The sequence below is a fragment of the Prauserella alba genome, assembly GCF_024171735.1.
In the GTDB taxonomy this organism is placed as follows: domain Bacteria; phylum Actinomycetota; class Actinomycetes; order Mycobacteriales; family Pseudonocardiaceae; genus Prauserella; species Prauserella alba.
Genome location: NZ_JAMTCH010000004.1, coordinates 1,402,531 through 1,428,727, shown reverse-complemented (window position 1 = coordinate 1,428,727; position 26,197 = coordinate 1,402,531). Strand labels below are relative to the sequence as shown.

The following is a 26,197-nucleotide window of genomic DNA, read 5'->3' as shown; positions in this document are numbered from 1 at the left end:
CACGGGATCACCGTTACGCGAAAGAGCAGTGGACGAATATCGAGAAGGGGACGGATCAATGGGCGCCGAGCTGGAACGACTCAAGGTAATCCACAACGGATCAAAGGAACGGCGGACGTTCTCCGATGCCGAGATGGAGCGCAGACTGTCGACGCTGCGCAAGATCATGGCTGACGACGGAGTCGACGTCGCGTTGCTGACGTCGTACCACAACGTCAAGTACTACTCCGACTTCCTCTACACCTCGTTCGGCCGCAACTATGCCTACGTCGTGACGGCGGACGAAGCTTTCACGGTGTCGGCCAACATCGACGCCGGCATGCCGTGGCGCCGAACCTACGGCGACAACGTCGTCTACACCGACTGGCACCGCGACAACTACATCCACGTGATCCGGGAAACGCTGCGGTCCAGGGGTGTCGCGGTCAAGCGGATCGGTGTCGAGGACGACACGCTGCCGCTGCAGCTCCGGGAGAAGTTTCAGGCCGCCTTCGCCGATGCGGTACTCACCGACATCTCTGGGGCGGCGATGCAGCAGCGGATGGTGAAATCGCCCGAGGAGATCGAGGTGATCAAGCACGGTGCGCGCATCGCCGACCTCGGGGGTGAGGCGGTGAAGGACGCCGTCGCAGCCGGCGTGACCGAGTACGAAGTCGCGCTCGCCGGCACCGAGGCGATGGTTCACGAGATCGCCCGTACCTTTCCGCAGTCCGAGATCCGGGACACGTGGGTGTGGTTCCAGTCGGGCATCAACACCGACGGTGCGCACAACTGGCCCACCACGCGGAGGCTCCGGGACGGTGACATCCTGAGTCTCAACTGTTTCCCGATGACCTCCGGCTATTACACCGCCCTCGAGCGGACGATGTTTCTCGGCGAGCCCGACGCCCGGTCGCTGGAGCTGTGGAACGTCAACGTGGAGGCCCATCGGCGAGGGCTGGCCCTGATTCGTCCAGGGATCAGCTGCGGCGAGATCGCCCACACACTCAACGAGCTCTACGTCGAGCATGGCCTGCTCGCCAACCGCACATTCGGTTACGGTCACTCGTTCGGCGTGCTCAGCCACTACTACGGCCGTGAGGCCGGGCTGGAGCTGCGCGAGGATGTCGACACGGTGCTGGAACCCGGCATGGTCGTATCGATGGAGCCGATGATCATGGTTCCGGAGGGTGAACCCGGCGCGGGTGGCTACCGTGAACACGACATCCTGGTCGTCACCGAGGACGGTGCGGAGAACATCACAGGTTTCCCGTTCGGGCCCGAGCACAACGTCATCCGCGGGTGACCGGCGCCCGTCCGGGTCGACGTGCAGGAGCCCGCCGACCCGGACGGATCGCACCGCGGCACGGCGAGTCGTGGAGCGCGGTGAGGCCGACGGGCGCCCGCACGGGAGGCGAGATGATGATGCCATGGTGAACGACTTCATGGACGCGGGTGAGCGGGCCGGTTCCGATGGGCGGGGGATGTCCGTGCTGCTCAACGGCATCGCCGTGCTCGGCGCCTTCAGCAGCGAAGAGCCGCAGCTGGGGGTTACAGAGATCGCCGCCAAGGTCGGGCTTCACAAGAGCACGGTGTCGCGAATCCTGGCGACTCTGGAGCAGACGGGCATGGTCGAGCGGGACGAGCTGTCCCGGCGGTTCCGGCTCGGGCTGGGGGTACTCGCCCTCGCGGGACCGCTGCTCGGGGATCTCGACGTCCGGCGCGCGGCGTACCCGGTGCTGTCGGACCTCAGTATTCGCACCGGTGAGACCGCGGCGCTGATGGTGTGGAACGAGCCCGAGTCCGTCTGCGTGGAGGAGGTCTCCAGCAGGCGGCAGGTCAAGCACACCACGCCACTGGGCACTCGCTACAACACGGCCGCCAGCTCGTCGGTGCAGGTGTTCTGCGCAGCCGTGGACGAGAACCGGGTACGTGGCCTGCTGGAACAGGGGTCGCTGCGCGCCGCGGGAACGGACGAATGGGCCGTGGAACGCTACCTCACCCGTCTGGGCGAGGTGCGCGAGCTCGGCTACGCCGTCAACTACGGTGAGACGTCGGCGGAAGAGGTGGGGATCGCCGCGGCGGTGCACGATCATCGCGGCAAGCAGTCGGCGGCCGTGTTGCTATCGGCGCCGCGATTTCGGGTGTCGCGGCAGCAGCTCGACGCCTATGGCGAGATGGTGCGCGAGGCAGCCGCCACGATCACGGCCCGGTTGGGCGGTGCGTGACGTCGCCTCCGGTGGGCGGTATCCCGAGGTTTCGGCCCCCGCGGACCCCGTGCTCCCGGTCACAACTGTGGTACGGCGGTGCCAGTACCCTCACCGGGTAGGACGACGGGAGAGGGAGCCGCCTGGTGAGCACGGACCACGAGCGCAGTTACTACGAGCGCATCGACGATCGGCGGTACAAGCCGACCGCCCACACGAGCGGCGCGTGGAACCCGGACGAGCAGCACTTCAGCCCTCTCGGCGGTCTCATCACGCACGCCATCGAACGCGACCGTGACGACCGTGGCAGCGCGCTCGCGATCTCCCGCATCAGTTTCGACATCCTCGGCAAACTCGCCCTCGACGAATGCGACATCCGCGTCGAGGTGATCCGTCCCGGCAGGACGATCGAGCTGGTCGAGGCCGTCGCCGATCTCGGCGGCCGCACGGCGGTACGCGCGCGGGCGTGGCTGCTGGCCCCCGGCGACACGGCGTCCGTGGCAGGTGGCGAGGACGCGCGGCTCGCCCCTCCGGATGAGGTCGAGCCGTGGCGGATGTCGCACCTGTGGTCCGGTGGCTACATCGCCTCGCTCGACGCCCGTCCCGTCTCGACACCCGAGCCCGGCCGCGGCACCGTCTGGATCTCGTCCGACACCGACCTCGTCGCCGGTGAACGCGTCGGCCCGTTCGCGGCGTTCGTCACCCACGTCGACGCGGCCAACGGCATCGCCGTGCGCAGGCCGCCGACCGAGTGGATGTTCCCGAACGTCGACCTGACCGTTCACCTTCATCGGACTCCCGAGGCCGGCTGGACCGGTCTCGACACCACCGTCACGTTCGGCGCCGACGGCAGGGGCATCACGAGCACCGCACTCCACGACACCCGCGGCCACGTGGGGCACGCACAGCAGATCCTCACGGTGCGGCCGCTGTGAGCACCCCCGTGCAACCCTCGGCGGCGTTCGTCCCGTCCTGACAGGGAGTCCGCGCGAACGGCGCGGGTCGACATCGCGAGGGGGCTGCGATGAGAACTGTCAGGAGCGCGTCGAGGACCGCCGGGTTGACGATGGCCGCACTGCTGGGCGGTGTGCTGGCGGTGCCTGCCGCCGCTGCGGCCGAGGTGGACGGGGACCTGCCGGATTCGGCGTCCGTGCAGGCCGACATCGACGGTGACGGTGGCCCGGAGCTGATCACCGTGCGCGAACGGGCCGGCGACCGTGTGGTGTCGGCACGCTTCGCCGACCATTCCTATGTGGAATCCCCGTTCGCCGCCGACACGGCGGGACGGCTGCACCTCGACCCGAGGGTCGCCGACCTCGGCAGGGACGGTGCGGCAGACCTGCTCGTCACCACCGCGACCGGCGCCAACACGCTGACGTTCGCCGCGTTCACCTACATCCCCGAACAGGGACTGGTGCGGGTGACAGGCACCGACGGCGTGCCACTGACTTTTCACGACGGCGGCGGTGCGACATCGCTGGCGTCGTACGCGTGCCACGAACCCGGCGACGACGGTGCGACGTTCACCACCGTGCGGGCCGAACGTACCGACGGCGGACTCTACGGCGTGCGCACCCGTTACGAGGTCGAACGGGACACGGTCGTCCCACGTGGACAGACCGAGTTCCACGGCGTCGCCGAGGACGCACCCGTGGCGCAGGCCGACCCGGCCAGCTGCGCCCCCGCGTGACGCGGACGGCGAACCCGGTCAGCCTTCGCGCCGGTGGGCGATGTACCGGACCACCAGGCCCGTCAGCAGCGCCAGTCCGGAGACCACGACCAGCGCGCCGACCGGCGTCGACGGGCCCTCGGTGGCCTCCGGTGTACGGGAAGGCTCGGCGATCACCGAGAGGGCGCCGATCTCGTCCACTCGGTGCGGTGCCTGCGCCTGGGCCGGTGGTGCGGTCGTGAGCAGCGACATCGCCACCGCGACGAACAGCGCCGCGAGCGTGGCGAGAATGCGGGAAGTACGCATGGCCTTCGCGATCTCCGGACTTCGGTGGCACGATCCCGTCAGCGAACCACCACCGGGCAGCGGCACGAAGCGCAGCGGCGTCGCGCGTCGCGGTGACGGTACTGCTCCATTCCGGGGAACCGCGGGGTTCCGGCGCAGTGCCGGGTCCGGGCCGGGCGACGCCCACCACGGACCCGGTCAGCCGATCGCGGTGACGGTTCCGCGGGCGTCGTACAGGTAGTGGACACCGCCGGAACGCACCAGCCGGCCACCGTAGCTGCAGTCGATGCGCGAATCCGACTCCGAATCGACGAGACGGGTGCTGCCCGACGCGCTCACCAGGTCCACGGCGCACCCGCCGACGTGGCCCTCCGACGCGACCACGGCACGGTCGCCGGACATCGGCAGTACGTCGGTGACCGTCCGCCGCTCGTACCGGTGGTGCCAGGCGACCGAACCGTCGGACGACATTGCCGTCAGCACGTCGGCGTCGGACATCGAACCGCAGCCGGAGACGTACAGCGTGTCCTCGCCGGCGGCCAGCCGCAGAGCCCGTTCCATGGACCAGCCGTCGTCCGCGAACCGCGCACACGGCGTTCCTTCCGCCGGCAGGCCGGTGGACCAGGCTTCGTTCCCGTCGGACAACCGCCGCGCCGTGATCCGGCCGCTCTCCCTGCTCGCGGTGACGTACAGCCGCCCGGTCACGTCGGAGGCGACGTTCGACTCGAGCACGTCCTCCTTCGACGCTTCCCACAGCCGGCGGCCGGTGCTGGCATCGAACGCGAGAACGTCGCCGTCGCAGCCGAGCAGGGCGACGTCGTCGTGGGCCGCCTCGACGTGCTCGTTGATGCAGTCGAACCGGCGCTCCCACAGCTCGTCACCGTCGATGCCCACCGCGGCGAGTCTGCCTTCCGGACGATCGCCGCGTGTCACCAGCGTGTACCGCGATCGCACGTCGTCGTCACCCGTCGGCCACGGCTCGTCGACCTCCGCGTGGAGCGCGTGATCGTCGCCGCCGTAGTTCCACAGCGACGTCGAGGCGCCCGTCCGCGTGTCGAGCACGGTCCCGTCCACGTCCGTTCCGTGCGTGTTCCAGTGCACCACGAGACGGGTCGCATCGGCGGCGACGAGGCGCGGCCTGTCGCCGCCTTCGAGCGATCGGATCCACACCGGCTCCCCGTCCCGCGCCGACAGGAGCGCGACGCGCGGAAAGCCGCGATCCTCGTAGGTCACCGCGATGCCGTGCCGGGTGGGCGCGACGTCACGCACCAGCCCGAGCGACCCGACCTCGAAGGTCCAGCGCACGGAGCCGTCGAAGACGGAAGGCTTCGCGGTTTCGATCCGGCCGGGCCCCGATTCGACGTCGGAATGCCGCCACAGCAGGTACCGGTCGGACAGCGCCGGGCCGAATCCGCCCAGCACGAAGACCATCGCCGTCACGACCACGACGCAGCTGCCGGTGATCAGACCGCCCGCGGCCCAACCGGTCGCGCGCCGCCCGTGCAGCCGCATCTCCCACCACGTCGCTGCCGCCACGGCCGCCCACAGCGGTGCGGCCAGCAGCGCGTACAGCGGCGCGGGACCCTGCCATTCGTCCGCGGGCAGCAGTCCGACGACGGCCGTCACCGCGGTGCCGACGGCGAACAACCCGGCGAGCCCGGCGAACCAGTGCAGCGCCGTGCGCGACTCCGCGTGCCCCGCTCCCCACAGCCCGAACAACCCCAGCGCGGTGAACCCGGTGAACAGCAACGCCCACACCTGCAGTTCCTCGGCCTCGAATCCGCCGAGCACCCACGTCGTGAACAGGGCGGCAGGCACCATGAGCGCGAGCTGGGCCGTCACCAGCACCGTGATCAGATACGACGCCGGCTCGGTCACCTGCGTGTCCTGGGCGGACGAACCGGAAGCGCCGGTGTACCGGTCGTCGCCGGGCGCGTCGTCGTGCGCATCCCCGTCGGGTGCGCCCGGGGCCCGGGCGTCCGGGTCGTTCGGCGTGGTCGGTTCATCGGCCATGGCGGTTCGACGCCGCCCACCGAGGATCGGTTGCATCCGCACCGGCCCTGGCGATGCCCCGTGACGGCGCGTCCGGCATGGTGAACAGTGGATCTCGCGTGGACCGGCGAGCAGGAGGCGGACATGAGCAATCTCGAAGCCGCACCCGAGGAGCTGACCTGCACGTCGGCACCGAACGGCCGCGGAAGGGTGCTCGAACCGCGCAGCGTGCCGCTCGGCGGGCCGCGGGCGATGTCGGTGCGGCGAACGCTGCCGCAGCGCGCGCAGTCGTTCATCGGAGCGTGGTGCTTCGTCGACCATTACGGCCCCGACGACGTGGCGGCGACCGGCGGTATGCGCGTGGCAGGCCATCCGCACACCGGGTTGCAGACGGTGTCGTGGCTGTTCCGCGGCGAGATCGAACACCGCGACACGACCGGCGTGCACGCGTATGTCCGCCCCGGCGAGCTCAACCTCATGACCGCGGGTGCCGGCATCGCGCACTCCGAGTTCTCCACGCCCGGTACCGATGTGCTGCACGGGGCGCAACTGTGGCTCGCGCTGCCCGAGGCCCACCGGTTCACCGAGCCCGGGTTCGACCACTACGCACCGCCCGCGGTCGACGTCGACGGTGCGCGGATGCTGGTCTTCCTCGGCTCGCTCGCCGGGCAGGTCTCGCCGGTGCACACGTTCACCCCGCTGCTCGGAGCCGAGATCACGGTCCCCGCGGGGCGGGAGCTGCGGCTGAGCATCGACCCGGCGTTCGAACACGGCGTGCTGGTCGATCGGGGAGCGGTCGTCACGGCAGGGGTGACGGCCACCGCGGGCATGCTCGTCCACCAGCCCACCGGTTCCGACACGCTGACGTTGCGCGCCGAGTCCGACAGCCGCGTGCTGCTGCTCGGCGGCGAACCGCTCGGCGAGCAGATCGTCATGTGGTGGAACTTCGTCGGCCGTTCACACGACGAGATCGCCGAGTACCGCCGCGAGTGGGAACACGAACGCACGTCGCTGCAGCCGGGCCGCTTCGGCCGCATGCCGGCGGAGTGGGAGCAGACCATTCCCGCGCCCGAGCTGCCGAACGCCCGCCTGCGCCCGCGGAGCTAGTCGACACGCGGGCGCCCGCGTGTCCTGCACGGGGTTCCGGTGCGCGTGTTGCGTTCCCGGGGCGCCGTGTTGCGTTTCTCGGGGGCCGTGTTGCGGATTCCGGTGACCGCGTGCCGGTGACCGTCGTCGCCTGCCCTCCTCGGTCCCGCACCCCCGCCGCACGGTCACCGAGCTCGTCGTTCCGCCTGCGGCCGGCTCCGTGCGTTTTGCGCACCCCCGCTCGGGCGCGACCTGGTGTTCGGCCGGTTCACGCCGCTCCGTGCGCAGGCACGGGCGGCGGTCAATCCACGAACCGGGCCAGGACGGTTGCCTCGTACCGCACGGTTTCGGCGGCGTCGTGCTGTCCGAGCCGGTCGTAGTCGGCCGCGTTCGCCCTGCGCTCGTCGACGGCGGCGCGCACGATGCCGGTAACATCGTCGGCCGTCAGCTCCTTACGTGCGACGTCGGCCGTGCCGACCCCGGGCACGGCTCCCGCGACGTTGTCCGAACCGGTGTCCGGTGCGGCTCCTGCCGGCACGGCTTCGGCGTTGTCGAGCGCGCCGAGGGCCGAGCGCAACGCCGACGTGGCTGCCTTGTCCTTCGACTTCATGGCGTCTTTCAACGCCGCCCGCATGGTGGTGCGCAGCTCCGCCGCCCGTTCCGTCACCGGGGCAACGTAACAACGCCGGTTCGGTACCCGCCTCCCCTTTTTCGCCCGAAATCCGCAACACGGCCCCCGGAACCCGCAACACGGCTCCCCGAGAACGCAACACGGCCTCCGGGATCCGCAACACGGGCGGTCGGCTCGGGTTCAGTCGCGCAGTTGGCGTCGCAGGAGCTTGCCGGTGACGGTCTTGGGCAGGTCGTCGCGGATCTCCACCTTCCGCGGGTACTTGTAGGCGGCCATGCGCTCCCTGCAGAACGCGACGAGTTCGTCGGGTTCGGCGGAACGTCCCGGGCGCAGGCTGACGAACGCCTTCACGGTCTCGCCGCGGTACGCGTCGGCCACGCCGACCACCGCGGCCTCGCGCACGGCTTCGTGCTCGTACAGCACGTCCTCGACCTCGCGCGGCCACACCTTGTAGCCGCCTGCGTTGATCTGGTCCTTCTTGCGGTCGACGAGGTAGAACCAGCCGTCGGAGTCCATGTAGCCGACGTCGCCGGTGTGCAGCCTGCCGCCGGGCAGTGCCCTCGCGGTCTCGTCGGGCTTGTTCCAGTAGCCGGGCACCACCTGTGGTCCGGACGTGACCAGTTCGCCGATCTCACCGGGCGGCAGGTCGCGCCCGTCCTCGCCCACGACACGCACCACCGTGTCGAACACCGGAACGCCCACCGACAGGGCACCCGACGTGGGGTCGACCGGCGCGTCCCCGCCCCTCGGCACGCCGTGGGACGGGGACGTGGTCTCGGTGAGGCCGTAGACGTTGTTGATGTAGTGGCCGAACGTCTCCCGGAACGCCGTCACGGTGCTCGGCGGGATCGGCGCACCGCCGGAGTACAGCTTCGTCAGGCTGGCCAGTGCGGGCTTCTCGGCGTTCGGTGCGTTCATCATCGCGATGAACACGGTGATCGATCCGGCTGCGAACGTGACCTGCTCGTCCCGGATCGTTTCGATCGTCACCTCCGGGTCGAACCGGTACAGCAGCACCAGCGGAGCCCCGGTGAGCAGGGACAGTGCGACGTGGGCGATCAGCCCGGTGATGTGGAACAGCGGAGCGACGCCGAGGATGACGTCGTCGTGGTCGATGCCGATCCACTCGCGGAAGGTCTGGGCGTTGAACACCACGTTGCGGTGGGTGTTCATCGCGCCCTTGGGTGGACCGGTCGTGCCCGAGGTGTAGGTCAGCAGGGCCACGTCGTCGGGCCGCAGCCGCACCGGAGGAGGCGCGGTGCCGCGGAACCGCGCGAGCATTGTCGACATGTCGATCGTGTCGTCGCAGGCGATCCGCTCGATCCCGCCGAGTACCCGCTCGTCGCCGCGAGACTGGTATTCGAGCTCGGAGGTCGTCACGACCGTGCGCACGCCGGTGCGCGGCAGCACTGCGGCCGCCACGTCGCGGTACAGCCCTTCGAGACACACCAGCACGCTCGCGCCGGAGTCGGTCAGGATCAGCTCGAGTTCACGTTCGCGGTTCATCGGGTTGACCGGCACCGCGATGCCGCCCGCCTTCCACGTGCCGAGCTGGGCGATGACGAACTGCGGCACGTTCTGTGCGTAGATCGCGACCCGCTCGCCCGTCGTGAACCCGGTGTCGACGAGGCCCGCCGCGAACGCGTCCGACAGCTCGTCCAGTTCGCGCGCGCTGATCCGGCCGTCGAAGTAGCGGATCGTGTCGGCGTCCGGCCTGCGCGCGGCCGCGGCGGCGAACATGTCCACCGCGTTGTCGAACTCCACCGTGATCCCGTCGGGCTGCCCGTCCGGGTACAGCTTCAGCCACGGTCGCTGGTCGTAGATTCCCATGGCGTCAGCCGGCGGCGACCGGGCTGCCGGCGGACCCGGCCTCGTGGGGCGCGTCCCGGCCGAGGACGCCTCGCATCGCAGGTGCGTCGGTCATGGGGAAGCTCCTTCGCCGCCGTCGGCTGATGGTGCGGCCGTGCGTGAACGTGTGTCAAGGTTGGACAGTGGACGCCGATGTCGTCGCTCTGCCGCGGTTTTGCGCCGTGTGAGGGAGAATCGGCCGACATCGGGAGCGGACGGTGACCGCTCGCGCAGCGATCCGCAGGCGAGGTGATGCCGATGTTGACCGTTCGGACCTATCGCAGCGGTGACCGGGCCGCACTGCGCGAGTTGTTCGCGGTCGCGGGCCGTGGATCACCGACGGAATCGCTGTGGGGCGATCCCGCGTCGGAGGCGGCCGTCTATCTCGACCCGTACCTGGACGCCGTGCCGGGTTCGGTGTGGCTGGCCGAACGCGACGACCGGCTCGTCGGATACCTCGTCGGCTGCCCTTCCCCCGACCTGCTGCCGGGCGAGGACGCGAGGCTTGCCTCCGCGATCCGGCAGCATCGCCTGCTCAGGAACCCCGCCGCGCGGCGCTTCTTCGCGCGCGCCGTGCGCGACATGGCCGTCGCCAAGCTCCGTGGCCGTCGCACGGCGGGGGAACTGCACGACGAACGTTGGCCCGCCCACCTGCACCTCAACGTCGCCGAGAACGCGCGGGGCAGCGGTGCGGCGGAAGGCCTGGTGCGGCACTTCCTGTCCCAGCTGAAGGAGCAGGACGTGCCGGGTTGCCACCTGCAGACGGTCGAGGAGAACGAACGCGCCGTCCGGTTCTTCCTGCGGATGGGGTTCACGCCGCACGGCGAACCCGTGCCGGTGCCCGGTGTTCGCTACCGCGGCAAGCCGGTGCACCAGCTCACGATGGTGCGCTCGGCCTGACGGGCTCAGGCCGGCAGGCGCGTGCCTCCCGTCAGACGCGTGCGCAGCGCGGCGAGATCCGACTTCGACAGGCCGCCGTCGAGCAGGAAGTCGGGCATGTTCAGGTGGGCGACGGTGGCGGCGATCGAATCCTCGATCGTGGTGCTGTGGTCGGCGAGTAGCCCGGTGACGACGGTGAGCTGGTCGCCTGCGCCCATCGCATCGAAGCGCGGCTGCATGCGCGGGTAGCTCAGCAGGTAATCGGCGCAGATCTCGTCGACTGTCGCGCCGGCGAAGGCCAGCAGCACCAGCGAGACGAGGCCCGTCCTGTCCTTGCCGCCCGCGCAGTGGACCGCCACCCCACCGGGTGCTGCCGTGGCGATCGCGCGCACCGCGGCGACGACCGGATGCGGGTGCTCTTCGAGCATGGCCGGGTAGTGCAGCGGTGATCCGAGCTTGTCGATTCGTTGCCAGCGATCGTAGAACGGGGTGCCGACGGGATCCAACGGCGCGTGCACCGTCGTGACCCCTTCGGGGCGGGGCGCCTGGTCCGCGGTGTGTTCGCACGGATCACGCAGATCCACGAACGTGCGAACGCCGTGTGCCCACACTGCCGCCCATCCGGCCTCCGTGAGGGTCGCCGGCTCCTCCATCCGGACGACGGCACCGGGTGCCACGTGGCCCAGCCCGCCCAGGTCACGGACGTTCACGCAGCCGTCCCAGGTGAGGCTCCTGTCGCATGCAACGCCGTTGGTCATGTGCGGTGGACGCGTGGCACGGGGCGCGGGTTGAGTGCACCCGCGCCGGGTTCACCGCCACGGGTGCATCGTGGCGGGTGTCCGTCGCGCGGGCCGGACTTCGCGGGTTGGACCGTGCGGGCCGGGTCAGGGCTTCACCTGCAGCAGCCGCGGCGACACGGCGAAGCCCCGGCGTTCGTACGCCGTGACGGCCCGTTCGCTCGAATGCACCGTCACCCATTCGAGGTCCAGTTCGCGGGCGCGGGCCAGTGCCGCCTCGATGAGCCGGTCTCCGTGGCCAGCCGACCGGTGCTCCGGCGCGACGTAGACGCATTGCAGATCGCCTGCCACCCGGTCGGTCGACCGCGGTGACGGGACCCGCGGTTGCAGCGCCAGCCACGCCATGCCGACGGCCGCACCATCCCGCAGCATGATCAGCGCATGGTGTGCGTCGGCGTGAGCCCGCGCCCACGTCACGAACGCGGCCACGAACTCGTCCCGCGTCGTGGCCGGTTCGTCGCCGCGGTCGATCACCCAGCGCCAGCGCATGTCCGCCAGCAACGGCAGCTCGTCGTCGCGCGCCGCGCGGATCGTCACATCGTCCATGGCGGGCATTCTCGCCGCACCGGAACTGTCGGACGTCGCGAGTAGCGTCGGCTGCCACCAACGGCAGTGGAGCGGAGGAGGGCTGTCATGCCGGACGACGGGAACACGGCGGGGAACGCGGAAGGGAACGTGGACGGGGACCGACACAGAGCCGGGGACGGGAATCTGCGTGGCAAGGTGGCCCTGGTGGCCGGGGCGACGCGTGGCGCGGGGCGCGGGATCGCCGCGGCACTCGGCGAGGCGGGGGCGACCGTGATCTGCACCGGCCGCAGCTCGCGTGCCGGCAACGCCACGTCGGACTACGACCGTCCCGAGACGATCGAGGGGACGGCCGAGCTGGTGACGTCACTGGGCGGTACCGGCATTCCCGTCCAGGTCGATCACCTCGAACACGACAGGGTGCGCGCCCTCGCCGACCGGGTCCGTGGCGAATTCGGTCACCTCGACGTGTTGGTCAACGACATCTGGGGCGGCGAGGAACTGAAGGGCGGACCAGCCGAGTGGAACACCCCGATCTGGCGGCACGACCTCGACACCGGCCTGCGCATTCTGCGTCTCGCCGTCGAAACGCACCTGGTCACTTCGCACTTCCTGCTGCCGCTGCTCATCGAACGCCCTGGCGGCCTGCTCGTGGAGGTCACCGACGGCACCACCGAGATCAACGCGTCCTCGTACCGGATCTCGGTGTTCTACGACCTGGCGAAGGAGTCCGTGAACCGGCTGGCCTTCTCGCAGGGTCACGAGCTCGCACCGCACGGGGCGAGCGCCGTCGCGGTCACGCCGGGCTGGATGCGCTCGGAGATGATGCTGGAGCACTTCGGCGTCACCGAGGCCACCTGGCGTGATGCGCTGAACCCCGAACGCGCCGACGGGCCGGTCGCGCCCGCGGACTTCTCGGAGTCCGAAACTCCGCGGTTCGTCGGGCGCGGCATCGCCGCGCTGGCCGCCGATCCGGACCACGCACGCTGGAACCAGCGTTCGGTCACCGCGGGCGACCTCGCACGCGAGTACGGAGTCACCGACGTCGACGGCACCAGTCCGGATGCATGGGCGCGGTGGTGAGTGCCGCCGGCAGTCACGGCGGCAGGAACCGCTTCGCCAGGCCCGGGGCCAGCCACGGCTTGCGGCCGTAGGCCACGACCTTTCCGGTGAGCGCCGCGCGCGTGGGGTTTCCGCGGCCGTAGACGAGCAACAGCCACGTGGCCGGGTCTGCGGAGATACGCACGTGCGGCCGGCCGCTCTCCCCGATGGTCAGCGCGCCGTCACGGAAGGAGTAGATCTGCATGGGCCCGCCGCGCAGCCGCACGTGGTAGGTCGCCGTGTGGCCGGCCGCTGCGTCGCGGTCGATCCAGCCGGGCATGATCTGGTGCATGCCGGTCAGCACCATCGGTACGTGCTCGGGGTCTATCGGCCACGACCGGCCCAGTGCGGCCGCGATGTCGTGGCCGTGCACGACGAACTCCCCGAGTAGCGTGCCGAGGGCACGGTCGACGCGGATCTCCTGGTCGCCGTCGAACATCATGCGTGCCTCCGGGCCGAGCTCGTCGATCGTGGCGAGAAAGTCGTCGAGGTCGGCGCGCAGTAGACCGGCCAGGGTCCCGAGGTCGTCCGCGGGCAGCGAGGCGATCTGCTGTTCGTTGAACTCGGGCAGGTCGGCTGCGCGCGACGGCCACGTGCCCTGCCCGCGGGCGAGGTCGCGGTAGCGGCGCGGCTCCATCGCGACGTGGCCGAAGACGTCGGCGATCGTCCACGGTGGAGTGGCGGGGACCGGGACGGCCGGGTCGAGAACCGACAACGCGAGGTCGATGAACTGTTGTGCAGCGGCCCTGGCGGCTTCGGCCGTGGGTTCCACGGTCGGTTCGAGCATGGCTGCGGGCACTCCAGGCTTCCGGTGGCGGCTTCCGGTGGGCACGGCGTCGTGAACTGCGTCGAACCGTATCGGACACGCCGATGCCGGGCTAGGGTCGCTGGTCACGTCGAGTACGGGTGAGGAGACGACGATGTCCGAAGTAGACGTAGACGCGCAGGGCAGGACCGAGCCGCCGCTCGAAGGCGGTGAGGAGGACCAGCTCCTCGGCTTCCTCGACTACCAGCGGCAGACGCTCGAATGGAAGTGCTCGGGACTGGGAGCGGACGCGCTGCGGCGGACCACGTCGGCCTCCGCGATGACCCTCGGCGGACTGCTCAAGCACATGGCCTTCGTCGAGAACCACTGGTTCGCGCGCAGCCTGCACGGGCTGCCAGCCGAGCCGCCGTGGGACGAGGTCGATTGGAGCCGGAACCCCGACTGGGAATGGTGCAGCGCCGCGTCCGACACCCCGGAGCAGCTGTTCGGCCTGTGGAAGGACACTGTGGACACCTCGCGCAGGCTTGCCGCGGAGGCGATCGCCGACGGCGGGTTCGACGGGCTCGCTGACACGCCCTGGCCGGACGGCCGCGCGCCCAACCTGCGGTGGATCCTGCTCCACATGATCGAGGAGTACGCCCGCCACAACGGCCATGCCGACCTGTTGCGCGAATCCATCGACGGGGAGACCGGCGAATGACCGGCACGGGAGCGCTGCATCACCTGGAGCTGTGGGTCGACGACCTGGCAGCGGCCGAACGCGAGTGGGGTTGGCTGCTGGGCGAGCTCGGCTACGCGTGTGCCGACCGCTGGCGAGGCGGGCAGAGCTGGCGGCACGGCACCGGCGGGTACGTCGTGCTGGAGGCGGGCCCGGACCGCTCCGGGTCGCACGACCGGCTGCGGGCGGGCATGAACCACGTGGCCTTCTGGGCAGGCGGGCGCGGTGACGTCGACCGGTTCGCCGCCGCGGCGCCCGCCCACGGCTGGCGACTGCTGTTCGCAGACCGGCACCCGTACGCGGGCGGCCCCGACCACTACGCCGCGTTTCTCGAGAACGGCGAAGGCTTCGAGGTCGAGCTCGTCGCCGCGTCCTGAACCGGCGACACGGACCGCGGGCACGACCCCGCGGCGGTGCACCGATGAGGGGCAGCGGACGGCCGCCGCCCCCGGGATCCGCAACACGAGCCCCGGAGACCGCAACACGGTCCCCGGAGACCGCAACACGAGCGCCGGGAGGGCGGGCGCTCACCCGAATGGGTGAGTTTCGTGGGTGTGCGTCATGGCGGGGCGCGAGGCCGCTCTCCCCACGTGCGCACCCTCCCTCCCCCAGGGGGTCGCGCCGGCGCCGGCCCTTGGACCCCCAGCAAGGGCCGGCGCCCCCTCACCTCTCTGTCCCGCCTGCTCCCCTTCGCGCGAGGTCCGTCCGCGCTCGGATCGAGTCCCGGTTGCGCGAGTCTCCGGCCGATCGCGGGAGGTGTTCACAGGGTGACGGCGGCGTCGCCGTCGGTCGGTGCTGCTGCGAAGCGACTGCATTCGAGGTACATGTCACAGTGTGTCACCAGATCGCCGGAGTATCCTTGAGCGTCCACGAAAACGCCTGGTCACCGTGTCAAGTCAGCAGTGTTCGTACTCGGCCGAGGCGGCGCGAAGGGGCTAGTGTTCCTGTGTGCGGCCACTATCCTGGCGGCCAGGTGCGCCGGGAAGTCTGGTCGGCAATGGTCTTGACCGCTGCCTTCCCTGGAGTGTGAATGTCGCAATCGTCTTCCCACGACTACGACACGTTCGGTCGCGGATCGTGGTCGGAGACCCGCCGTATCGGTGACATCCTGCGTAAGGAGACCGTCGGCGGCGCGCTGCTGATCATCGGTGCCGTGGTCGCGCTGATCTGGGCCAACTCGCCCTGGTCAGAGGCGTATCAGTCCATGGTGTCGTACAAGATCGGCCCCGAATCGCTGCACCTGGACCTGACGATCTCCCACTGGGCCGCCGACGGCCTGCTGGCGATCTTCTTCTTCGTCGTCGGCCTCGAGCTCAAACGCGAGTTCGTCGCGGGCGACCTACGGGACATCCGCAAGGCGATCGTTCCCGTCGTCGCCGCGGTCGGCGGTGTCATCGCTCCGGCCCTGATCTACGTCGCCTTCAACTTCGGCGGCGCCATGCAGGGCTGGGCCATCCCGACGGCCACCGACATCGCGTTCGCCGTGGCGATCCTCGCGGTCGCCGGGCCGTTCCTGCCCGCCGCGCTGCGGATGTTCCTGCTGACGCTCGCGGTCGTCGACGACCTCATCGCGATCCTGATCATCGCGATCTTCTTCACCGACGACCTGGCGATCGGCCCACTGCTGCTCGCGCTGGTTCCGCTGGGCATCTTCACGTTCCTGGTGCAGAAGCGGGTGCGCTCGTGGTACCTGCTGTTGCCCCTGGCCATCGTGACCTGGGCGCTCGTCCACGCCTCCGGTGTGCACGCGACCATCGCGGGTGTCGCGCTCGGCATGGTCGTGCCCGTGCTGCGGAGCGAGCGGGCCGGTGGGCCGAATGCCGGTCCCGGCCTCGCCGAGCACTTCGAGCACCGGTTCCGCCCGCTCTCGGCCGGCGTCGCCGTGCCGATCTTCGCCTTCATGGCGGCCGGTGTCCCGATCGGCGGGTTCTCGGGCCTGATCGAGTCCTGGCAGGAGCCGGTCTCGCTCGGCGTCATGGTCGGCCTCGTGCTCGGTAAGACCATCGGCATCGTCGGCGGCACGTGGCTCGCCACGAAACTCACCGGCGGACGCATGGCCGAAGGGCTCAACTGGATCGACGCCGTCGGGCTGGCGTTGCTCGGCGGTATCGGCTTCACGGTGAGCCTGCTCATCGGCGAACTCGCGTTCGGCGTCGGCACACCGGAGGACGACCACGTCCGCATCGCGATCCTCTCCGGGTCGGTCATCGCCGCCGTGCTCGGCACGATCGTGCTCCGCGCCCGCAACCGCGTGTACAAGCGGATCCACGAGTTCGAGAACCGTGACGAGGACGCGGACGGCGTGCCGGACGTCTACCAGACAGGAAGCGACGACTCGTCGAAGTGACCGTCCACCGCGGCCCCGGACACCCCGTGGCGGGTGTCCGGGGCCGCGTCGTGTCCGGCACGGCCGCCCCGGTGTTGTCGTGCCCCTGCGTTCGTTGCCGCTTCGTGCGTGATCGCCGTTCCGGTCGCTGTGGGGCTCGCCGTTCCGGGACGAATCCGGCAGACTCGCGCGGGTGGCGACCGACAGCGCACGTTGGCAGCGGTACTGGGACCAGCACGCAGGCGACTACGACCGGCAGATGACCAGGTGGGAACGCAAGCTGTTCGGCGATTCCCGCAGGTGGGCCGCGTCGCGGGCGCGGGGTGACGTACTCGATGTGGCCGTGGGCACCGGCCTCAACCTGCCGCTGTACCCGGGCGACGTGCGCATCACCGGCGTCGACATCTCCCCGCGCATGCTCGAGCACGCCCGCACCCGTGCCGGGCAGCACGGCCTCGACGTGACGCTCCGCCAGGCCGGTGCCGAGGACCTGCCGTCGCCGGACGCGTCGTTCGACACGGTGGTCTGCACTCTCGGGCTGTGCGCGATTCCCGACCACGACGCGGCGCTCGGTGAGATGGCGCGGGTGCTGCGGCCCGGTGGTCGGCTGATCCTCGTCGACCACGTCGCGGGCAGCTCCCGTGTCGTCCGGTTGCTGCAGCGGCTGCTGGAAACCGTCACCGTCCGCCAGGCCGGTGAGCACTTTCTGCGCAGGCCGTTCGACCTGCTCGCAGGGCACGGTTTCGACGTCGTCGAGCGCGAGCGGTTCAAGGCGGGGCTCGTCGAGCGGCTCGTGGCCACGGCGGGAGCGGCGCAACCGCCGGAGCCCGGCTCACCGTAGGAGCAGGGTGGGCCCGCTCCGCGACACCGGCGGCTCCACTCCGCGGCATCGCGGCGCTGCGCCCGCCGAGCCCCGTCACACGCTGCAGCGCCGCCACGCTGCGCCCGCGGACATCCGCCGCGCCGCCGGCGTCACATCGCCCTGAGTGCGGGCAGGAGCTGCTCCTCCTCGTGGTCCAGGTGCCGTTCGAGTTCGCAGGCGAGCCGTTCGACCTCGACGCGAGCGGCGTCGCGTGACTCGTCGTGCACGGCGGTCTGCATCGCGGCGGTGAGGTCGGCGATCGTGTCGTGCTCGCTGCGCAACCGGGTGAGGGTGTCGGTCAGTTCCGGATGTTTCGCACCGATGGCCTCGAACAGGCCCGCGTCCTCGCCGACGTGGTGATTGTGCAGTCCCTGGCACAGCGTCACGCAGTTGATGCGCAGCTGAACCCCCAGCCACGGCCCAGAGCCCGCCAGTTCCTTCCGGATCAGCGCGAGCTCGCGCCGGAACGCGTCGTGGATGCCCACCAGCATGTCCGCGAGCGAACCGCCGCCGGGTGGGCCGTCGGAGGCGGGCGAGAGCGCGACCACCGGCAGCACCCGTGCGGTCTTGTGCTGGTAGTCGCCGAACCCCGGCGCGGCCTCGACGACGCGGGCGAACACGGTGTCGCGCTCCTCGCCGTCGAGTATCTCGGCGAGCGCATCGTAGGTGAATGCGCCGTCCTCGACGGTCACGCGCGGGTCGGCGCTGATGTTGTGGAACCAGTCCGGGTGCCGGTCGGAGCCCGCGGCGGACGCGACGACCAGCACGCGCTCGCCGTCCGGGAAATAGCCCAGCGGAGTGGTGTGCCGCAGGCCGCTCTTCGCGCCGGTGCTGGTGAGCAGCAACAGTCTGGCGTCGGCGAACATACCGCCGACTCGGCCGCCCGTGGCACGGAACTCATCGATGATCGGTCTGTTGACATCGTTCATGTACGCACTGCTTTCGGAGTGAGGGTGGGGATTCGAACCGTCGAAAAGCAGTGCTTCCTGGCGGGCCCCGTGCTCGTGAACGGCTCCGGGCCCACCGCGCGATCACGCGGTGGCCGGGAACCTCTCTCGTGCGTGGCCACGCATGGCCGACCCGGCAGTCACGAAGCAGGACCGTAACGGAAGCGCCACACGGCGCGCAATGCCTCGCGTGAGAGCGGCGCAGGTCGTACGCTCGGGGTGTGCACAACGGCGACGGAGCGAGCGGTCTGGTGTCCACTGAGGACGGGGCGGCCGGCGCATGAACGGACCGCGTGTCGCACTGTTCCCCACCTGCCTCACCGACACGGCGTTCCCCGAGACGGCCAAGGCCATGGTGCGCCTGCTCGAACGCCTCGGTTGCGACGTCGAGTTCCCGCTGGACCAGACGTGCTGCGGCCAGATGCACTTCAACACCGGGTACGCCGACCACGCGCGGCCGATGGCCCGCGCCTTCGCCGACGTGTTCGACGGCTACGACCACATCGTGGCACCCTCGGGTTCGTGTGCGGGCATGGTGCGGGAGATCCACCCGAACCTGTGCGATTCCTCGTCCGCGGCCCTGCGCACGTATGAGCTGAGCGAGTTCCTGGTGGACGTGCTCGGTGTCGTCGACGTGGGCGCCCACTTCCCGCACCGGGTCACCTACCACCCGACGTGCCACTCGCTGCGCATGCTCGGTGTCGGTGACAAACCCCTGCGCCTGTTGCGCGCGGTGTCGGGACTGGAACTGATTCCGCTGCCGCAGGCCGAGCAGTGCTGCGGATTCGGCGGAACGTTCGCGCTGAAGAACGCCGAGACCTCCACCGCGATGCTCGCCGACAAGATGCGGTGTGTCCAGGACACCGGTGCGCAGGTCGTGACGGCCGGCGACAATTCGTGTCTGATGCAGATCGGCGGCGGCCTTTCCCGGTTGCGGGCGGGGGTGCGTCCGGTGCACCTGGCCGAGATTCTGGCGAGCACACAGGAGGAGCCGTGGGTCGCAACCCCGTGACATGGCTGGGCAGCCCGGCATTCCCCGACGCCGCACGCCGCGCCCTCGACGACACGCAGCTGCGCGGCAATCTCCGCAAGGCCACCACCACGATCCGTGGTAAGCGCGAGTCGGTCGTGAGCGAGCTCGACGACTGGGAGGAACTGCGCAGGGCCGGTGAGTCCATTAAGGACGACGTGCTGACGAACCTCGACACGTACCTGGAACGCCTCGAAGCCGCCGTCACCGAACGCGGCGGAGTGGTGCACTGGGCCCGCGACGCCGACGAGGCGAATCGCATCGTGCTCGACCTGGCGCGGCAGGAGGGCGCCGACGGGGTCGTCAAGGTCAAGTCCATGGCGACCGCCGAGATCGGTCTCAACGAGGCGCTCGCCGACGGCGGGGTCGACGCGATCGAGACCGACCTCGCCGAGGTGATCGTCCAATTGGGAAACGACAGGCCGTCGCACATTCTCGTCCCCGCGATCCATCGCAACCGCGCGGAGATCAAGGAGATCTTCGCGCAGATGCCCGAACCGCCGGACTCCGACGACCCCCGTGCGCTCGCCGAGGCGGCCCGGAAGTACCTGCGGCGCAAGTTCCTCTCGTCCAAGGTGGCGATCTCCGGGGCCAACTTCGGCGTTGCCGAAACCGGTTCGATCGTCGTCGTCGAATCCGAGGGGAACGGCCGAATGTGCCTGACCCTGCCGGAAACGCTGATCACCGTGATGGGGATCGAGAAGGTGCTGCCGCGATGGCAGGACCTCGAAGTGTTCCTCCAGCTGCTGCCTCGATCGTCCACAGCGGAACGGATGAACCCGTACACCTCGATCTGGTCCGGTGTGACTCCCGGCGACGGGCCGCAGAAGTTCCACCTCGTGCTGCTCGACAACGGCCGGACGTCGACACTGGCCGACGAGGTCGGACGGCAGGCGCTGCGGTGCATCCGGTGTTCGGCGTGCCTGAACGTCTGCCCGGTGTACGAACGCACCGGCGGCCAGGCGTACGGGTCGGTGTACCCGGGGCCGATCGGAGCGATCCTCGCGCCGCAGCTCGCCGGTGACCTCCACGACGAGCAGGCGGCCTCCCTGCCGTACGCGTCGTCGTTGTGCGGAGCGTGCTACGAGGTATGTCCCGTGCGGATCAACATTCCGGAGGTGCTGACGCACCTGCGCGCCGAAGTGGTGGAGGCGAAGGGGAAACGGACGCCCGAGGCGATGGCCATGTCGGCGGCCGCGTGGGTGTTCGGTGATCGCCGGCGGTACGAGGCGGCGCAGAGGGCGGGTTCGCTCACGCGGTTCCTGGCACGCGACGGCACACTGTCGTCGCTGCCGTGGCCCGGTTCCAAGTGGACGGACACCCGCGATGCACCCGTGGTGCCGAAGGAATCGTTCCGCTCGTGGTGGAGGCGCAACCGTGGCTAGCGCGCGAGAGGAGATCCTCGGCCGGATCCGCGCCGTCGATCGGCAGGCGACGCCCGCGGTGCCACGCGAGTACGAACGGGTTCGCCGGGCCGACGACCCCGTCGGGTTGCTGGCCGAACGCGTCGCCGATTACCGGGCGACGGTGCACCGTGCCGCGGCGCGAGAGCTGCCGTACCGGATCGCCGAACGGCTCGACGGGCGGGGCCGTATCGCCGTGCCGCCGGGCGTGCCGTGGGAATGGCGGGTTCCCGGTGTGTCGTGGTTGCCCGACGACCCTCCGCTCGGTGTGTCCGATCTGGAGGCGGCCGACGGGGTGCTCAGCGGCTGTGCGCTCGCGATCGCCGAGACCGGAACCATCGTGCTCGACGCGGGCCACGCCCAGGGCAGGCGGGTGCTGACGCTGCTGCCCGACTACCACCTGTGCGTCGTGCACGCGGACCAGGTCGTGGTGAGCGTGCCGGAGGCGGTCGAACGGCTGGATCCCAAGGGTCCGCTGACGTTCATCAGCGGACCGTCCGCGACCAGCGACATCGAACTCGACCGGGTCGAGGGTGTCCACGGCCCGCGCACCCTGGAAGTCCTGCTCGTCGGCTGACACGCCTTACCCTGGTGCGCGTGTCCTGCACTCGGGTTCGCCGTGTTGCGGATTCCGGGGGCCGTGTTGCGGGTTCCGGGACGCTGCCTGCGCGCGTTGGTGTCCCCGCAGCGCTGCACCGCCGACGTCGACAGGCGGCGATCGGCACCGCCGCCGGTCGATGAGTCAGCCGTCGTGTCGGGGTGAAATGCGGAGCACGGGGACGCCCGGTGCGGCCGCGAGCAGGTCGTCGTCCGACGACTTCGCATCGATCCCGTCGAAGAACGCGCCGACCTCCCAGCCCCAGCGTTTGAGGTAGGCGCGGAGGATCGACGGCTTCTGTTCGTCGTCGAGCTCGACCGCCTCGAACCACTCGACCCTGCGCCCGACGCGGAGTGTGCCCTCGCCCGTCGCCCGCAGGTTCCGGACCCACTGCGTGTGCCCGCGAGCCGCAACCAGGTACCGCACCCCGTCGATGCTCAGCACGTTGACGGGCACTGATCGCCATTCGCCGGTTTTCCGTCCGCGCACCGACAGCACTCTGCTGCCCCACAGGCTGACGCCCAGCCGGGTCAGTCGCGCCACGACGGCGTTGAACACCACGGCCGGCCGTGTGGGCTCCAAGTAGCGCACGTTCTCGGTCATCACCACTCCTCGAGATCACCTGTCGCAATCGAGAGCACTGCTCTCACTTTCGAGCATCCTCGTCAGTAGCCCAGAAATCAAGAGCACTGATCTCGATGTGGTGCGCTGATCACTGAAATGCGAGAATCACGCCATGCCAGCCCATCGAACTGCACGCGAACGCGCCCGCGCCGAGCTCACGGCCGAGATCAAGGACGAGGCCCGCAGGCAGCTCGCCGACAGCGGCGCGAACGGGCTGTCGCTGAGAGCGGTCGCGCGTGAGCTCGGCATGGTCTCGTCCGCGCTGTACCGCTACTTCCCCAGTCGTGACGAGTTGCTGACCGCACTCATCGTCGACGCGTACAACGCGCTCGGCGACACCCTCGACACGGCGTCGGCGTCGGCGTCGGCGTCCGGTGGCAGCCCGGCCGACCGGTGGCGCGCGGCCGCGCACGCGTTGCGCAGCTGGGCTCGCACTCACCCGCACGAGTACGCCCTGCTCTACGGAACCCCCGTTCCCGGATACCGCGCGCCGGACGACACCATCGTGCCTGCTGGCCGCGTCCCCGGGGCGTTCCTGTGGATCGCGCGCGATGCCTGGCACGCGGGCGACCTTCCCGTCAACGGCGCCGAACCGGACGACACGTTGCGAACCCAGGCGCGCACCATCGCGACGGCACTCGACCTCTCCGGCCTGCCCGAGGTGGTCATCCTCCGGGCCGTCGATGCGTGGACGCAGCTGTTCGGCACCGTGGCGCTGGAGTTCACCGGCCAGTTCGCCAACACCCTCGATCCGGCCGACGCCTACTTCGCGCGCGCCGTCGAGTTGCAGTTACGCACCGCCGGCCTCGCCTGAGCTCCCCCTGGAATCCGCAACACGGGCCCCGGAACCTGCAACACGGGCCCTGGAATCCGCAACACGGGCCCCGGAATCCGCAACACGGCGCAGGGGCGGGCACGGGTGCAGGACACGCGGTGCCGAACGCAGAACACGCGTGTCTGAGTGCAGGACACGTGGGTCAGATGCGCGGGGTGTCGGCGCCGAGCTGTTTGCTGATCTCGGCCGCGGCCTCCATGACCACGGGCAGGAGCTCGTGGCGGATCTCGTCCACACTCAGTTCGTCGGCGCGCACCGACATGCTCAGCGATGCGATCGTCAAGGAGTGGGCGTCCCGCACCGGCGCGGAGAACGATCGCACGCCCTCCTCGAATTCCTGGTCGACGAGGGCCCACCCGCGGGTGCGGGTCGCGGCGAGCGCCGACGTCAACTCGTCGGCCGTCACCTTCGTGCTCGCGGTCAGTCGGGTGAACGGTGCGCCGGCGAGGTACGTGGCCAGCTCGTGGTCGGGGAGTTCGGCGAGAAGCACGCGGCCCATCGACGTGGCGTACGCGGGCAGTCGCGTTCCCGTGGTGAACGTGTGCCGCATGACGGGTCGGGCAGGCACGCGGGTGACGAACACGGCGTCGTCGCCGTCCAGTACGGCCAGCGAACACGTGTGCCCGGTGACCTTCGTGACGTTCTCCATGTGCGGCTGGGCGACCTCGGTCAGCTTCAACGACGACAGGTAGGCCTCCCCGAGTGTCAGCACGCGCGGGGTGAGGGAGAACTCGCGGTCGTCGGTGCGCAGATAGCCGAGGCGTTCCAGGGTCAGTACGACGCGTCGCACCGTCGGCCTCGACAGGCCGGTGGCCTGGGCGAGCTGGGCCAGTGTGAGGCGCGGTCCGCGATCGGTGAACGCGTGGATGACCGCGAGCCCACGTTCGAGGGACTGCACGTAGTCCTTGTCCTCCGGAGCCTTCACCACGGCCCGATCCCCTCGCGCTGAACGCAGAGCGCGGACGCAATGCGTATGAGTTGTTCGCTATCCGACTACTCGGTACTGTGCGGTGGCCTGCCGGACGTGTCAAGTTCGGTTGCGCTGAGCCACCCCGCCGGCGGATCGCGGCCGGCCCGAGCAGGAGGGAAGCCGATGCTGTTCCACGTCGAAATGCAGGTGAACCTGCCGCCCGACATGGACCCGGAGAAGGCCGCCGCAATCAAGGCCGATGAGAAGGCCATGGCGCAGGAGCTGCAGCGAGCCGGCACGTGGCGGCACCTGTGGCGCGTCGTGGGCCACTATTCGAACGTCTCGATCTTCGACGTGCCGTCCGGTGACGAGCTGCACGACATCCTGTCCAACCTGCCGCTGTTCCCGTACATGGACATCCAGGTCAAGGCTCTGACGCAGCACCCGTCCGCCATCTGATGCGCGGGCGAGGGGACAGCTCGGCCCGGCACGGCCGGGGCCGAGCACGGGAACGGCCCGGATCCCACGCGGGATCCGGGCCGCTCGGTGACACGTCGTTGCCGCTCAGGCCTTCTGCTGCATGGTGCTGCGAGCCGGGTTGGCCTGATCGCGGGCCTTCGGGTCCTTCTCGGCCTGCTTCGACCGGACGCCTGCCTCGATGCGCTTGCCGACCGTCGAGTCGATGTTCTTCCAGTACTCGAACGCCCGCTCCAGCACGGGTTCGGTGACGCCGTTCAGAAGGTGCCCGACGACGTTGTCGACCAGCCGGTCGCGGGCGCCGTCGTCCATGACCTCCCGTACCAGCGTGCCCGGCTGGGTCCAGTCGTCGTCCTCTGCGTGTGAGACGTAGGCGGCCCGCGTGATGTCGCCGTCGGCCTGCCAGGTCGGCGGCCTGTGGGTCTCGCTGTCGGCGGCGGGGCCGCCCTTCGAGTTCGGCGCGTAGACGGGATCGGTCACCTTCCGGTATGCCATCACGCCGTCCTTCGAGTACGACTGCACGGCCGAGACCGGGGCGTTCACCGGCAGCTGCTGGTAGTTGACGCCGATGCGGGCGCGGTGGGCGTCGGCGTACGAGAAGAGCCTGCCCAGCAGCATCCGGTCCGGACTGGGTCCGATACCGGGCACCAGGTTGTTCGGCTGGAACGCGGCCTGTTCGATCTCCGCGTGGTTGTCGGTCGGGTTGCGGTCCAGCGTCATCCTGCCGACCTCGATGAGCGGGTAGTCGCCGTGCGGCCACACCTTGGTCAGATCGAACGGGTTGAACCGGTATGTCTTCGCGTCCTCGTACGGCATGATCTGCACGTACAGTGTCCAACTCGGATAGTCGCCCGCCGCGATGTGCTCGAACAGGTCACGCGTGTGGTAATCGGTGTCGGCGGCGGCCATCTGGTCGGCCTCGTGCTGGGTGAAGCACTCGATGCCCTGGTCGGTCTTGAAGTGGTACTTGACCCAGAACTGCTGGCCCTTCTCGTTGATCCACATGTAGGTGTGGGACGTGTAGCCGTTCATGTGCCGCCATGAACGCGGAACGCCGCGGTCGCCCATCAGCCACGTCACCTGGTGCGCGGACTCGGGCGAGAGCGTCCAGAAATCCCACTGCATGTCGTGGTCGCGCAGGTTGTTGTCCGCGCGGCGCTTCTGCGACCGGATGAAGTGCTGGAACTTCATCGGATCCTTGATGAAGAAGACCGGCGTGTTGTTGCCGACCATGTCGTAGTTTCCCTGCGAGGTGTAGAACTTCAGCGCAAAACCGCGGGGGTCACGCCACGTGTCGGGGCTGCCGCGTTCGCCCGCGACCGTCGAGAAGCGTGCGACCATCTCCGTTTTCGCGCCCGGCTGGAACAGCGCCGCCTTCGTGTACTGGCTGACGTCCGCCGTCACCTCGAAGCGCCCGAACGCGCCGCTGCCCTTGGCGTGCGGCTGCCGCTCCGGGATGCGTTCGCGGTTGAACTGGGCCATCTGCTCGATGAGATAAGCGTCCTGCAGCAGGATCGGCCCGCCCGGGCCGACGGTGAGCGAGTGTTCGTCGCTCTCGACGGGGACGCCTGCGTCGGTGGTGGTGGCGGGGCGATCGGTGGGTGCGGCCATGTCGTTCGGTTCCTCCTCGTTGCGTCGTCGGCACGCCGGCGTGCCGGTGCCGGGAATCTCCGCGGTCCTCCGTGCGGGGCCGTGGCCCCGC

General features: G+C 69.9%; 27 protein-coding genes. 16 read left to right on the top strand and 11 right to left on the bottom strand.

The annotated features are described in order from the left end of the window. Positions 1–58 precede the first annotated feature (58 nt). From LY12_RS15470 to LY12_RS15455, 4 genes are all read left to right on the top strand, one after another. Positions 59–1,285: an aminopeptidase P family protein gene (locus LY12_RS15470; protein ID WP_253857197.1), complete on the top strand. Its 1,227-nt coding sequence runs from the start codon at positions 59–61 to the stop codon at positions 1,283–1,285. 124 nt (positions 1,286–1,409) lie between these two features. Further along, positions 1,410–2,207, top strand: coding sequence for an IclR family transcriptional regulator (locus tag LY12_RS15465; protein ID WP_253857195.1), 798 nt, complete (start codon positions 1,410–1,412; stop codon positions 2,205–2,207). A gap of 125 nt (positions 2,208–2,332) precedes the next feature. After that, positions 2,333–3,121, top strand: a complete 789-nt coding sequence (locus LY12_RS15460) for a thioesterase family protein (RefSeq protein WP_253857193.1) — start codon at positions 2,333–2,335, stop codon at positions 3,119–3,121. An 89-nt stretch (positions 3,122–3,210) separates the two neighbouring features. Continuing rightward, entirely contained in the window at positions 3,211–3,876 is a 666-nt protein-coding gene (locus LY12_RS15455) for a hypothetical protein (RefSeq protein ID WP_253857192.1), read from the top strand. An 18-nt stretch (positions 3,877–3,894) separates the two neighbouring features. Here LY12_RS15455 and LY12_RS15450 read toward each other — a convergent pair whose 3' ends face one another. Both LY12_RS15450 and LY12_RS15445 read right to left on the bottom strand, forming a co-directional pair. Continuing rightward, a complete protein-coding gene (locus LY12_RS15450) occupies positions 3,895–4,161 on the bottom strand; it encodes a hypothetical protein (protein WP_253857190.1) in 267 nt (88 codons plus the stop codon). Between the two features lie 177 nt (positions 4,162–4,338). Further along, positions 4,339–6,153 carry an outer membrane protein assembly factor BamB family protein gene (locus tag LY12_RS15445; protein WP_253857188.1) on the bottom strand — a complete coding sequence of 605 codons (1,815 nt, stop codon included), beginning with the start codon at positions 6,151–6,153 and terminating at the stop codon, positions 4,339–4,341. A 123-nt stretch (positions 6,154–6,276) separates the two neighbouring features. Here LY12_RS15445 and LY12_RS15440 point away from each other — a divergent pair, with 123 nt between their 5' ends. Continuing rightward, positions 6,277–7,239 carry a pirin family protein gene (locus LY12_RS15440; protein WP_253857187.1) on the top strand — a complete coding sequence of 321 codons (963 nt, stop codon included), beginning with the start codon at positions 6,277–6,279 and terminating at the stop codon, positions 7,237–7,239. A 280-nt stretch (positions 7,240–7,519) separates the two neighbouring features. Here LY12_RS15440 and LY12_RS15435 read toward each other — a convergent pair whose 3' ends face one another. Together LY12_RS15435 and LY12_RS15430 are read right to left on the bottom strand one after the other, a co-directional pair. After that, positions 7,520–7,885, bottom strand: a complete 366-nt coding sequence (locus tag LY12_RS15435; RefSeq protein WP_253857186.1) for a GatB/YqeY domain-containing protein — start codon at positions 7,883–7,885, stop codon at positions 7,520–7,522. A 144-nt stretch (positions 7,886–8,029) separates the two neighbouring features. Continuing rightward, entirely contained in the window at positions 8,030–9,679 is a 1,650-nt protein-coding gene (locus LY12_RS15430; RefSeq protein WP_253857185.1) for an AMP-binding protein, read from the bottom strand. Between the two features lie 276 nt (positions 9,680–9,955). Here LY12_RS15430 and LY12_RS15425 point away from each other — a divergent pair, with 276 nt between their 5' ends. Then, entirely contained in the window at positions 9,956–10,597 is a 642-nt protein-coding gene (locus LY12_RS15425; RefSeq protein ID WP_253857184.1) for a GNAT family N-acetyltransferase, read from the top strand. Between the two features lie 5 nt (positions 10,598–10,602). On the opposite strand, the gene LY12_RS15420 is transcribed toward LY12_RS15425, so the two are convergent. Then, positions 10,603–11,334, bottom strand: coding sequence for a tyrosine-protein phosphatase (locus LY12_RS15420; RefSeq protein ID WP_301302518.1), 732 nt, complete (start codon positions 11,332–11,334; stop codon positions 10,603–10,605). 126 nt (positions 11,335–11,460) lie between these two features. Continuing rightward, positions 11,461–11,919: a GNAT family N-acetyltransferase gene (locus LY12_RS15415; protein WP_253857181.1), complete on the bottom strand. Its 459-nt coding sequence runs from the start codon at positions 11,917–11,919 to the stop codon at positions 11,461–11,463. Between the two features lie 87 nt (positions 11,920–12,006). Here LY12_RS15415 and LY12_RS15410 point away from each other — a divergent pair, with 87 nt between their 5' ends. After that, complete coding sequence (locus LY12_RS15410; RefSeq protein ID WP_253857179.1) at positions 12,007–12,981, top strand: SDR family oxidoreductase; 975 nt, start codon at positions 12,007–12,009, stop codon at positions 12,979–12,981. 13 nt (positions 12,982–12,994) lie between these two features. On the opposite strand, the gene LY12_RS15405 is transcribed toward LY12_RS15410, so the two are convergent. After that, on the bottom strand, positions 12,995–13,786 hold the full coding sequence (locus LY12_RS15405) for a maleylpyruvate isomerase family mycothiol-dependent enzyme (protein ID WP_253857177.1): 792 nt from the start codon (positions 13,784–13,786) through the stop codon (positions 12,995–12,997). A 133-nt stretch (positions 13,787–13,919) separates the two neighbouring features. Between LY12_RS15405 and LY12_RS15400 the strand changes: the two genes are divergently transcribed. The 4 genes from LY12_RS15400 to LY12_RS15385 all read left to right on the top strand — a co-directional run bounded on the left by LY12_RS15400 (position 13,920) and on the right by LY12_RS15385 (position 17,650). After that, positions 13,920–14,465 carry a DinB family protein gene (locus tag LY12_RS15400; RefSeq protein WP_253857172.1) on the top strand — a complete coding sequence of 182 codons (546 nt, stop codon included), beginning with the start codon at positions 13,920–13,922 and terminating at the stop codon, positions 14,463–14,465. Further along, a complete protein-coding gene (locus tag LY12_RS15395; protein ID WP_253857171.1) occupies positions 14,462–14,860 on the top strand; it encodes a VOC family protein in 399 nt (132 codons plus the stop codon). The genes LY12_RS15400 and LY12_RS15395 overlap by 4 nt, the downstream gene beginning before the upstream one ends. 653 nt (positions 14,861–15,513) lie before the next feature. Continuing rightward, positions 15,514–16,830: a Na+/H+ antiporter NhaA gene (gene nhaA, locus LY12_RS15390; RefSeq protein WP_253857170.1), complete on the top strand. Its 1,317-nt coding sequence runs from the start codon at positions 15,514–15,516 to the stop codon at positions 16,828–16,830. Between the two features lie 172 nt (positions 16,831–17,002). Continuing rightward, positions 17,003–17,650 carry a class I SAM-dependent methyltransferase gene (locus tag LY12_RS15385; RefSeq protein ID WP_253857169.1) on the top strand — a complete coding sequence of 216 codons (648 nt, stop codon included), beginning with the start codon at positions 17,003–17,005 and terminating at the stop codon, positions 17,648–17,650. Positions 17,651–17,781: 131 nt separating this feature from the next. Here LY12_RS15385 and LY12_RS15380 read toward each other — a convergent pair whose 3' ends face one another. Continuing rightward, entirely contained in the window at positions 17,782–18,600 is an 819-nt protein-coding gene (locus LY12_RS15380; RefSeq protein ID WP_253857168.1) for a nitroreductase/quinone reductase family protein, read from the bottom strand. A 298-nt stretch (positions 18,601–18,898) separates the two neighbouring features. Here LY12_RS15380 and LY12_RS15375 point away from each other — a divergent pair, with 298 nt between their 5' ends. The 3 genes from LY12_RS15375 to LY12_RS15365 are packed head-to-tail and all read left to right on the top strand — an operon-like array spanning position 18,899 to position 21,628. Further along, positions 18,899–19,630, top strand: coding sequence for a (Fe-S)-binding protein (locus LY12_RS15375; protein ID WP_253857167.1), 732 nt, complete (start codon positions 18,899–18,901; stop codon positions 19,628–19,630). After that, positions 19,612–21,033, top strand: coding sequence for a LutB/LldF family L-lactate oxidation iron-sulfur protein (locus tag LY12_RS15370; protein WP_253857166.1), 1,422 nt, complete (start codon positions 19,612–19,614; stop codon positions 21,031–21,033). The genes LY12_RS15375 and LY12_RS15370 overlap by 19 nt, the downstream gene beginning before the upstream one ends. Then, positions 21,026–21,628, top strand: coding sequence for a LutC/YkgG family protein (locus tag LY12_RS15365; RefSeq protein ID WP_253857164.1), 603 nt, complete (start codon positions 21,026–21,028; stop codon positions 21,626–21,628). Before LY12_RS15370 ends, LY12_RS15365 begins: the two co-directional genes overlap by 8 nt. Positions 21,629–21,793: 165 nt before the next feature. Here the strand turns inward: LY12_RS15365 and LY12_RS15360 are convergent, their stop codons facing one another. Next, the gene (locus LY12_RS15360) at positions 21,794–22,252 is read right to left on the bottom strand and encodes a nitroreductase family deazaflavin-dependent oxidoreductase (RefSeq protein ID WP_253857162.1); all 459 of its coding nucleotides are present in this window, start codon (positions 22,250–22,252) and stop codon (positions 21,794–21,796) included. A 133-nt stretch (positions 22,253–22,385) separates the two neighbouring features. On the opposite strand from LY12_RS15360, the gene LY12_RS15355 reads away from it, so the two are divergent. Next, positions 22,386–23,087 (top strand): TetR/AcrR family transcriptional regulator, encoded by a 702-nt coding sequence (locus tag LY12_RS15355; RefSeq protein ID WP_253857160.1) that lies wholly within the window; start codon positions 22,386–22,388, stop codon positions 23,085–23,087. A gap of 163 nt (positions 23,088–23,250) precedes the next feature. On the opposite strand, the gene LY12_RS15350 is transcribed toward LY12_RS15355, so the two are convergent. Then, positions 23,251–24,036, bottom strand: a complete 786-nt coding sequence (locus tag LY12_RS15350) for an IclR family transcriptional regulator domain-containing protein (RefSeq protein WP_253857158.1) — start codon at positions 24,034–24,036, stop codon at positions 23,251–23,253. A 165-nt stretch (positions 24,037–24,201) separates the two neighbouring features. Between LY12_RS15350 and catC the strand changes: the two genes are divergently transcribed. After that, entirely contained in the window at positions 24,202–24,477 is a 276-nt protein-coding gene (catC, locus tag LY12_RS15345) for a muconolactone Delta-isomerase (RefSeq protein ID WP_253857156.1), read from the top strand. Positions 24,478–24,582: 105 nt separating this feature from the next. On the opposite strand, the gene LY12_RS15340 is transcribed toward catC, so the two are convergent. Further along, the gene (locus LY12_RS15340; protein WP_253857154.1) at positions 24,583–26,106 is read right to left on the bottom strand and encodes a catalase; all 1,524 of its coding nucleotides are present in this window, start codon (positions 26,104–26,106) and stop codon (positions 24,583–24,585) included. Between the last annotated feature and the right edge of the window lie 91 nt (positions 26,107–26,197).

Bases quoted from the DNA above. Each gene is read 5' to 3' on its own strand.
- LY12_RS15470 (WP_253857197.1), top strand. From the start codon at position 59: ATGGGCGCCGAGCTGGAACGACTCAAGGTAATCCACAACGGATCAAAG.
- LY12_RS15465 (WP_253857195.1), top strand. From the start codon at position 1,410: ATGGTGAACGACTTCATGGACGCGGGTGAGCGGGCCGGTTCCGATGGG.
- LY12_RS15455 (WP_253857192.1), top strand. From the start codon at position 3,211: ATGAGAACTGTCAGGAGCGCGTCGAGGACCGCCGGGTTGACGATGGCC.
- LY12_RS15450 (WP_253857190.1), bottom strand. From the start codon at position 4,161: ATGCGTACTTCCCGCATTCTCGCCACGCTCGCGGCGCTGTTCGTCGCG.
- LY12_RS15445 (WP_253857188.1), bottom strand. From the start codon at position 6,153: ATGGCCGATGAACCGACCACGCCGAACGACCCGGACGCCCGGGCCCCG.
- LY12_RS15440 (WP_253857187.1), top strand. From the start codon at position 6,277: ATGAGCAATCTCGAAGCCGCACCCGAGGAGCTGACCTGCACGTCGGCA.
- LY12_RS15430 (WP_253857185.1), bottom strand. From the start codon at position 9,679: ATGGGAATCTACGACCAGCGACCGTGGCTGAAGCTGTACCCGGACGGG.
- LY12_RS15425 (WP_253857184.1), top strand. From the start codon at position 9,956: ATGTTGACCGTTCGGACCTATCGCAGCGGTGACCGGGCCGCACTGCGC.
- LY12_RS15420 (WP_301302518.1), bottom strand. From the start codon at position 11,334: ATGACCAACGGCGTTGCATGCGACAGGAGCCTCACCTGGGACGGCTGC.
- LY12_RS15415 (WP_253857181.1), bottom strand. From the start codon at position 11,919: ATGGACGATGTGACGATCCGCGCGGCGCGCGACGACGAGCTGCCGTTG.
- LY12_RS15410 (WP_253857179.1), top strand. From the start codon at position 12,007: ATGCCGGACGACGGGAACACGGCGGGGAACGCGGAAGGGAACGTGGAC.
- LY12_RS15405 (WP_253857177.1), bottom strand. From the start codon at position 13,786: ATGCTCGAACCGACCGTGGAACCCACGGCCGAAGCCGCCAGGGCCGCT.
- LY12_RS15400 (WP_253857172.1), top strand. From the start codon at position 13,920: ATGTCCGAAGTAGACGTAGACGCGCAGGGCAGGACCGAGCCGCCGCTC.
- LY12_RS15395 (WP_253857171.1), top strand. From the start codon at position 14,462: ATGACCGGCACGGGAGCGCTGCATCACCTGGAGCTGTGGGTCGACGAC.
- nhaA (WP_253857170.1), top strand. From the start codon at position 15,514: ATGTCGCAATCGTCTTCCCACGACTACGACACGTTCGGTCGCGGATCG.
- LY12_RS15380 (WP_253857168.1), bottom strand. From the start codon at position 18,600: ATGAACGATGTCAACAGACCGATCATCGATGAGTTCCGTGCCACGGGC.
- LY12_RS15375 (WP_253857167.1), top strand. From the start codon at position 18,899: ATGAACGGACCGCGTGTCGCACTGTTCCCCACCTGCCTCACCGACACG.
- LY12_RS15360 (WP_253857162.1), bottom strand. From the start codon at position 22,252: ATGACCGAGAACGTGCGCTACTTGGAGCCCACACGGCCGGCCGTGGTG.
- LY12_RS15355 (WP_253857160.1), top strand. From the start codon at position 22,386: ATGCCAGCCCATCGAACTGCACGCGAACGCGCCCGCGCCGAGCTCACG.
- catC (WP_253857156.1), top strand. From the start codon at position 24,202: ATGCTGTTCCACGTCGAAATGCAGGTGAACCTGCCGCCCGACATGGAC.
- LY12_RS15340 (WP_253857154.1), bottom strand. From the start codon at position 26,106: ATGGCCGCACCCACCGATCGCCCCGCCACCACCACCGACGCAGGCGTC.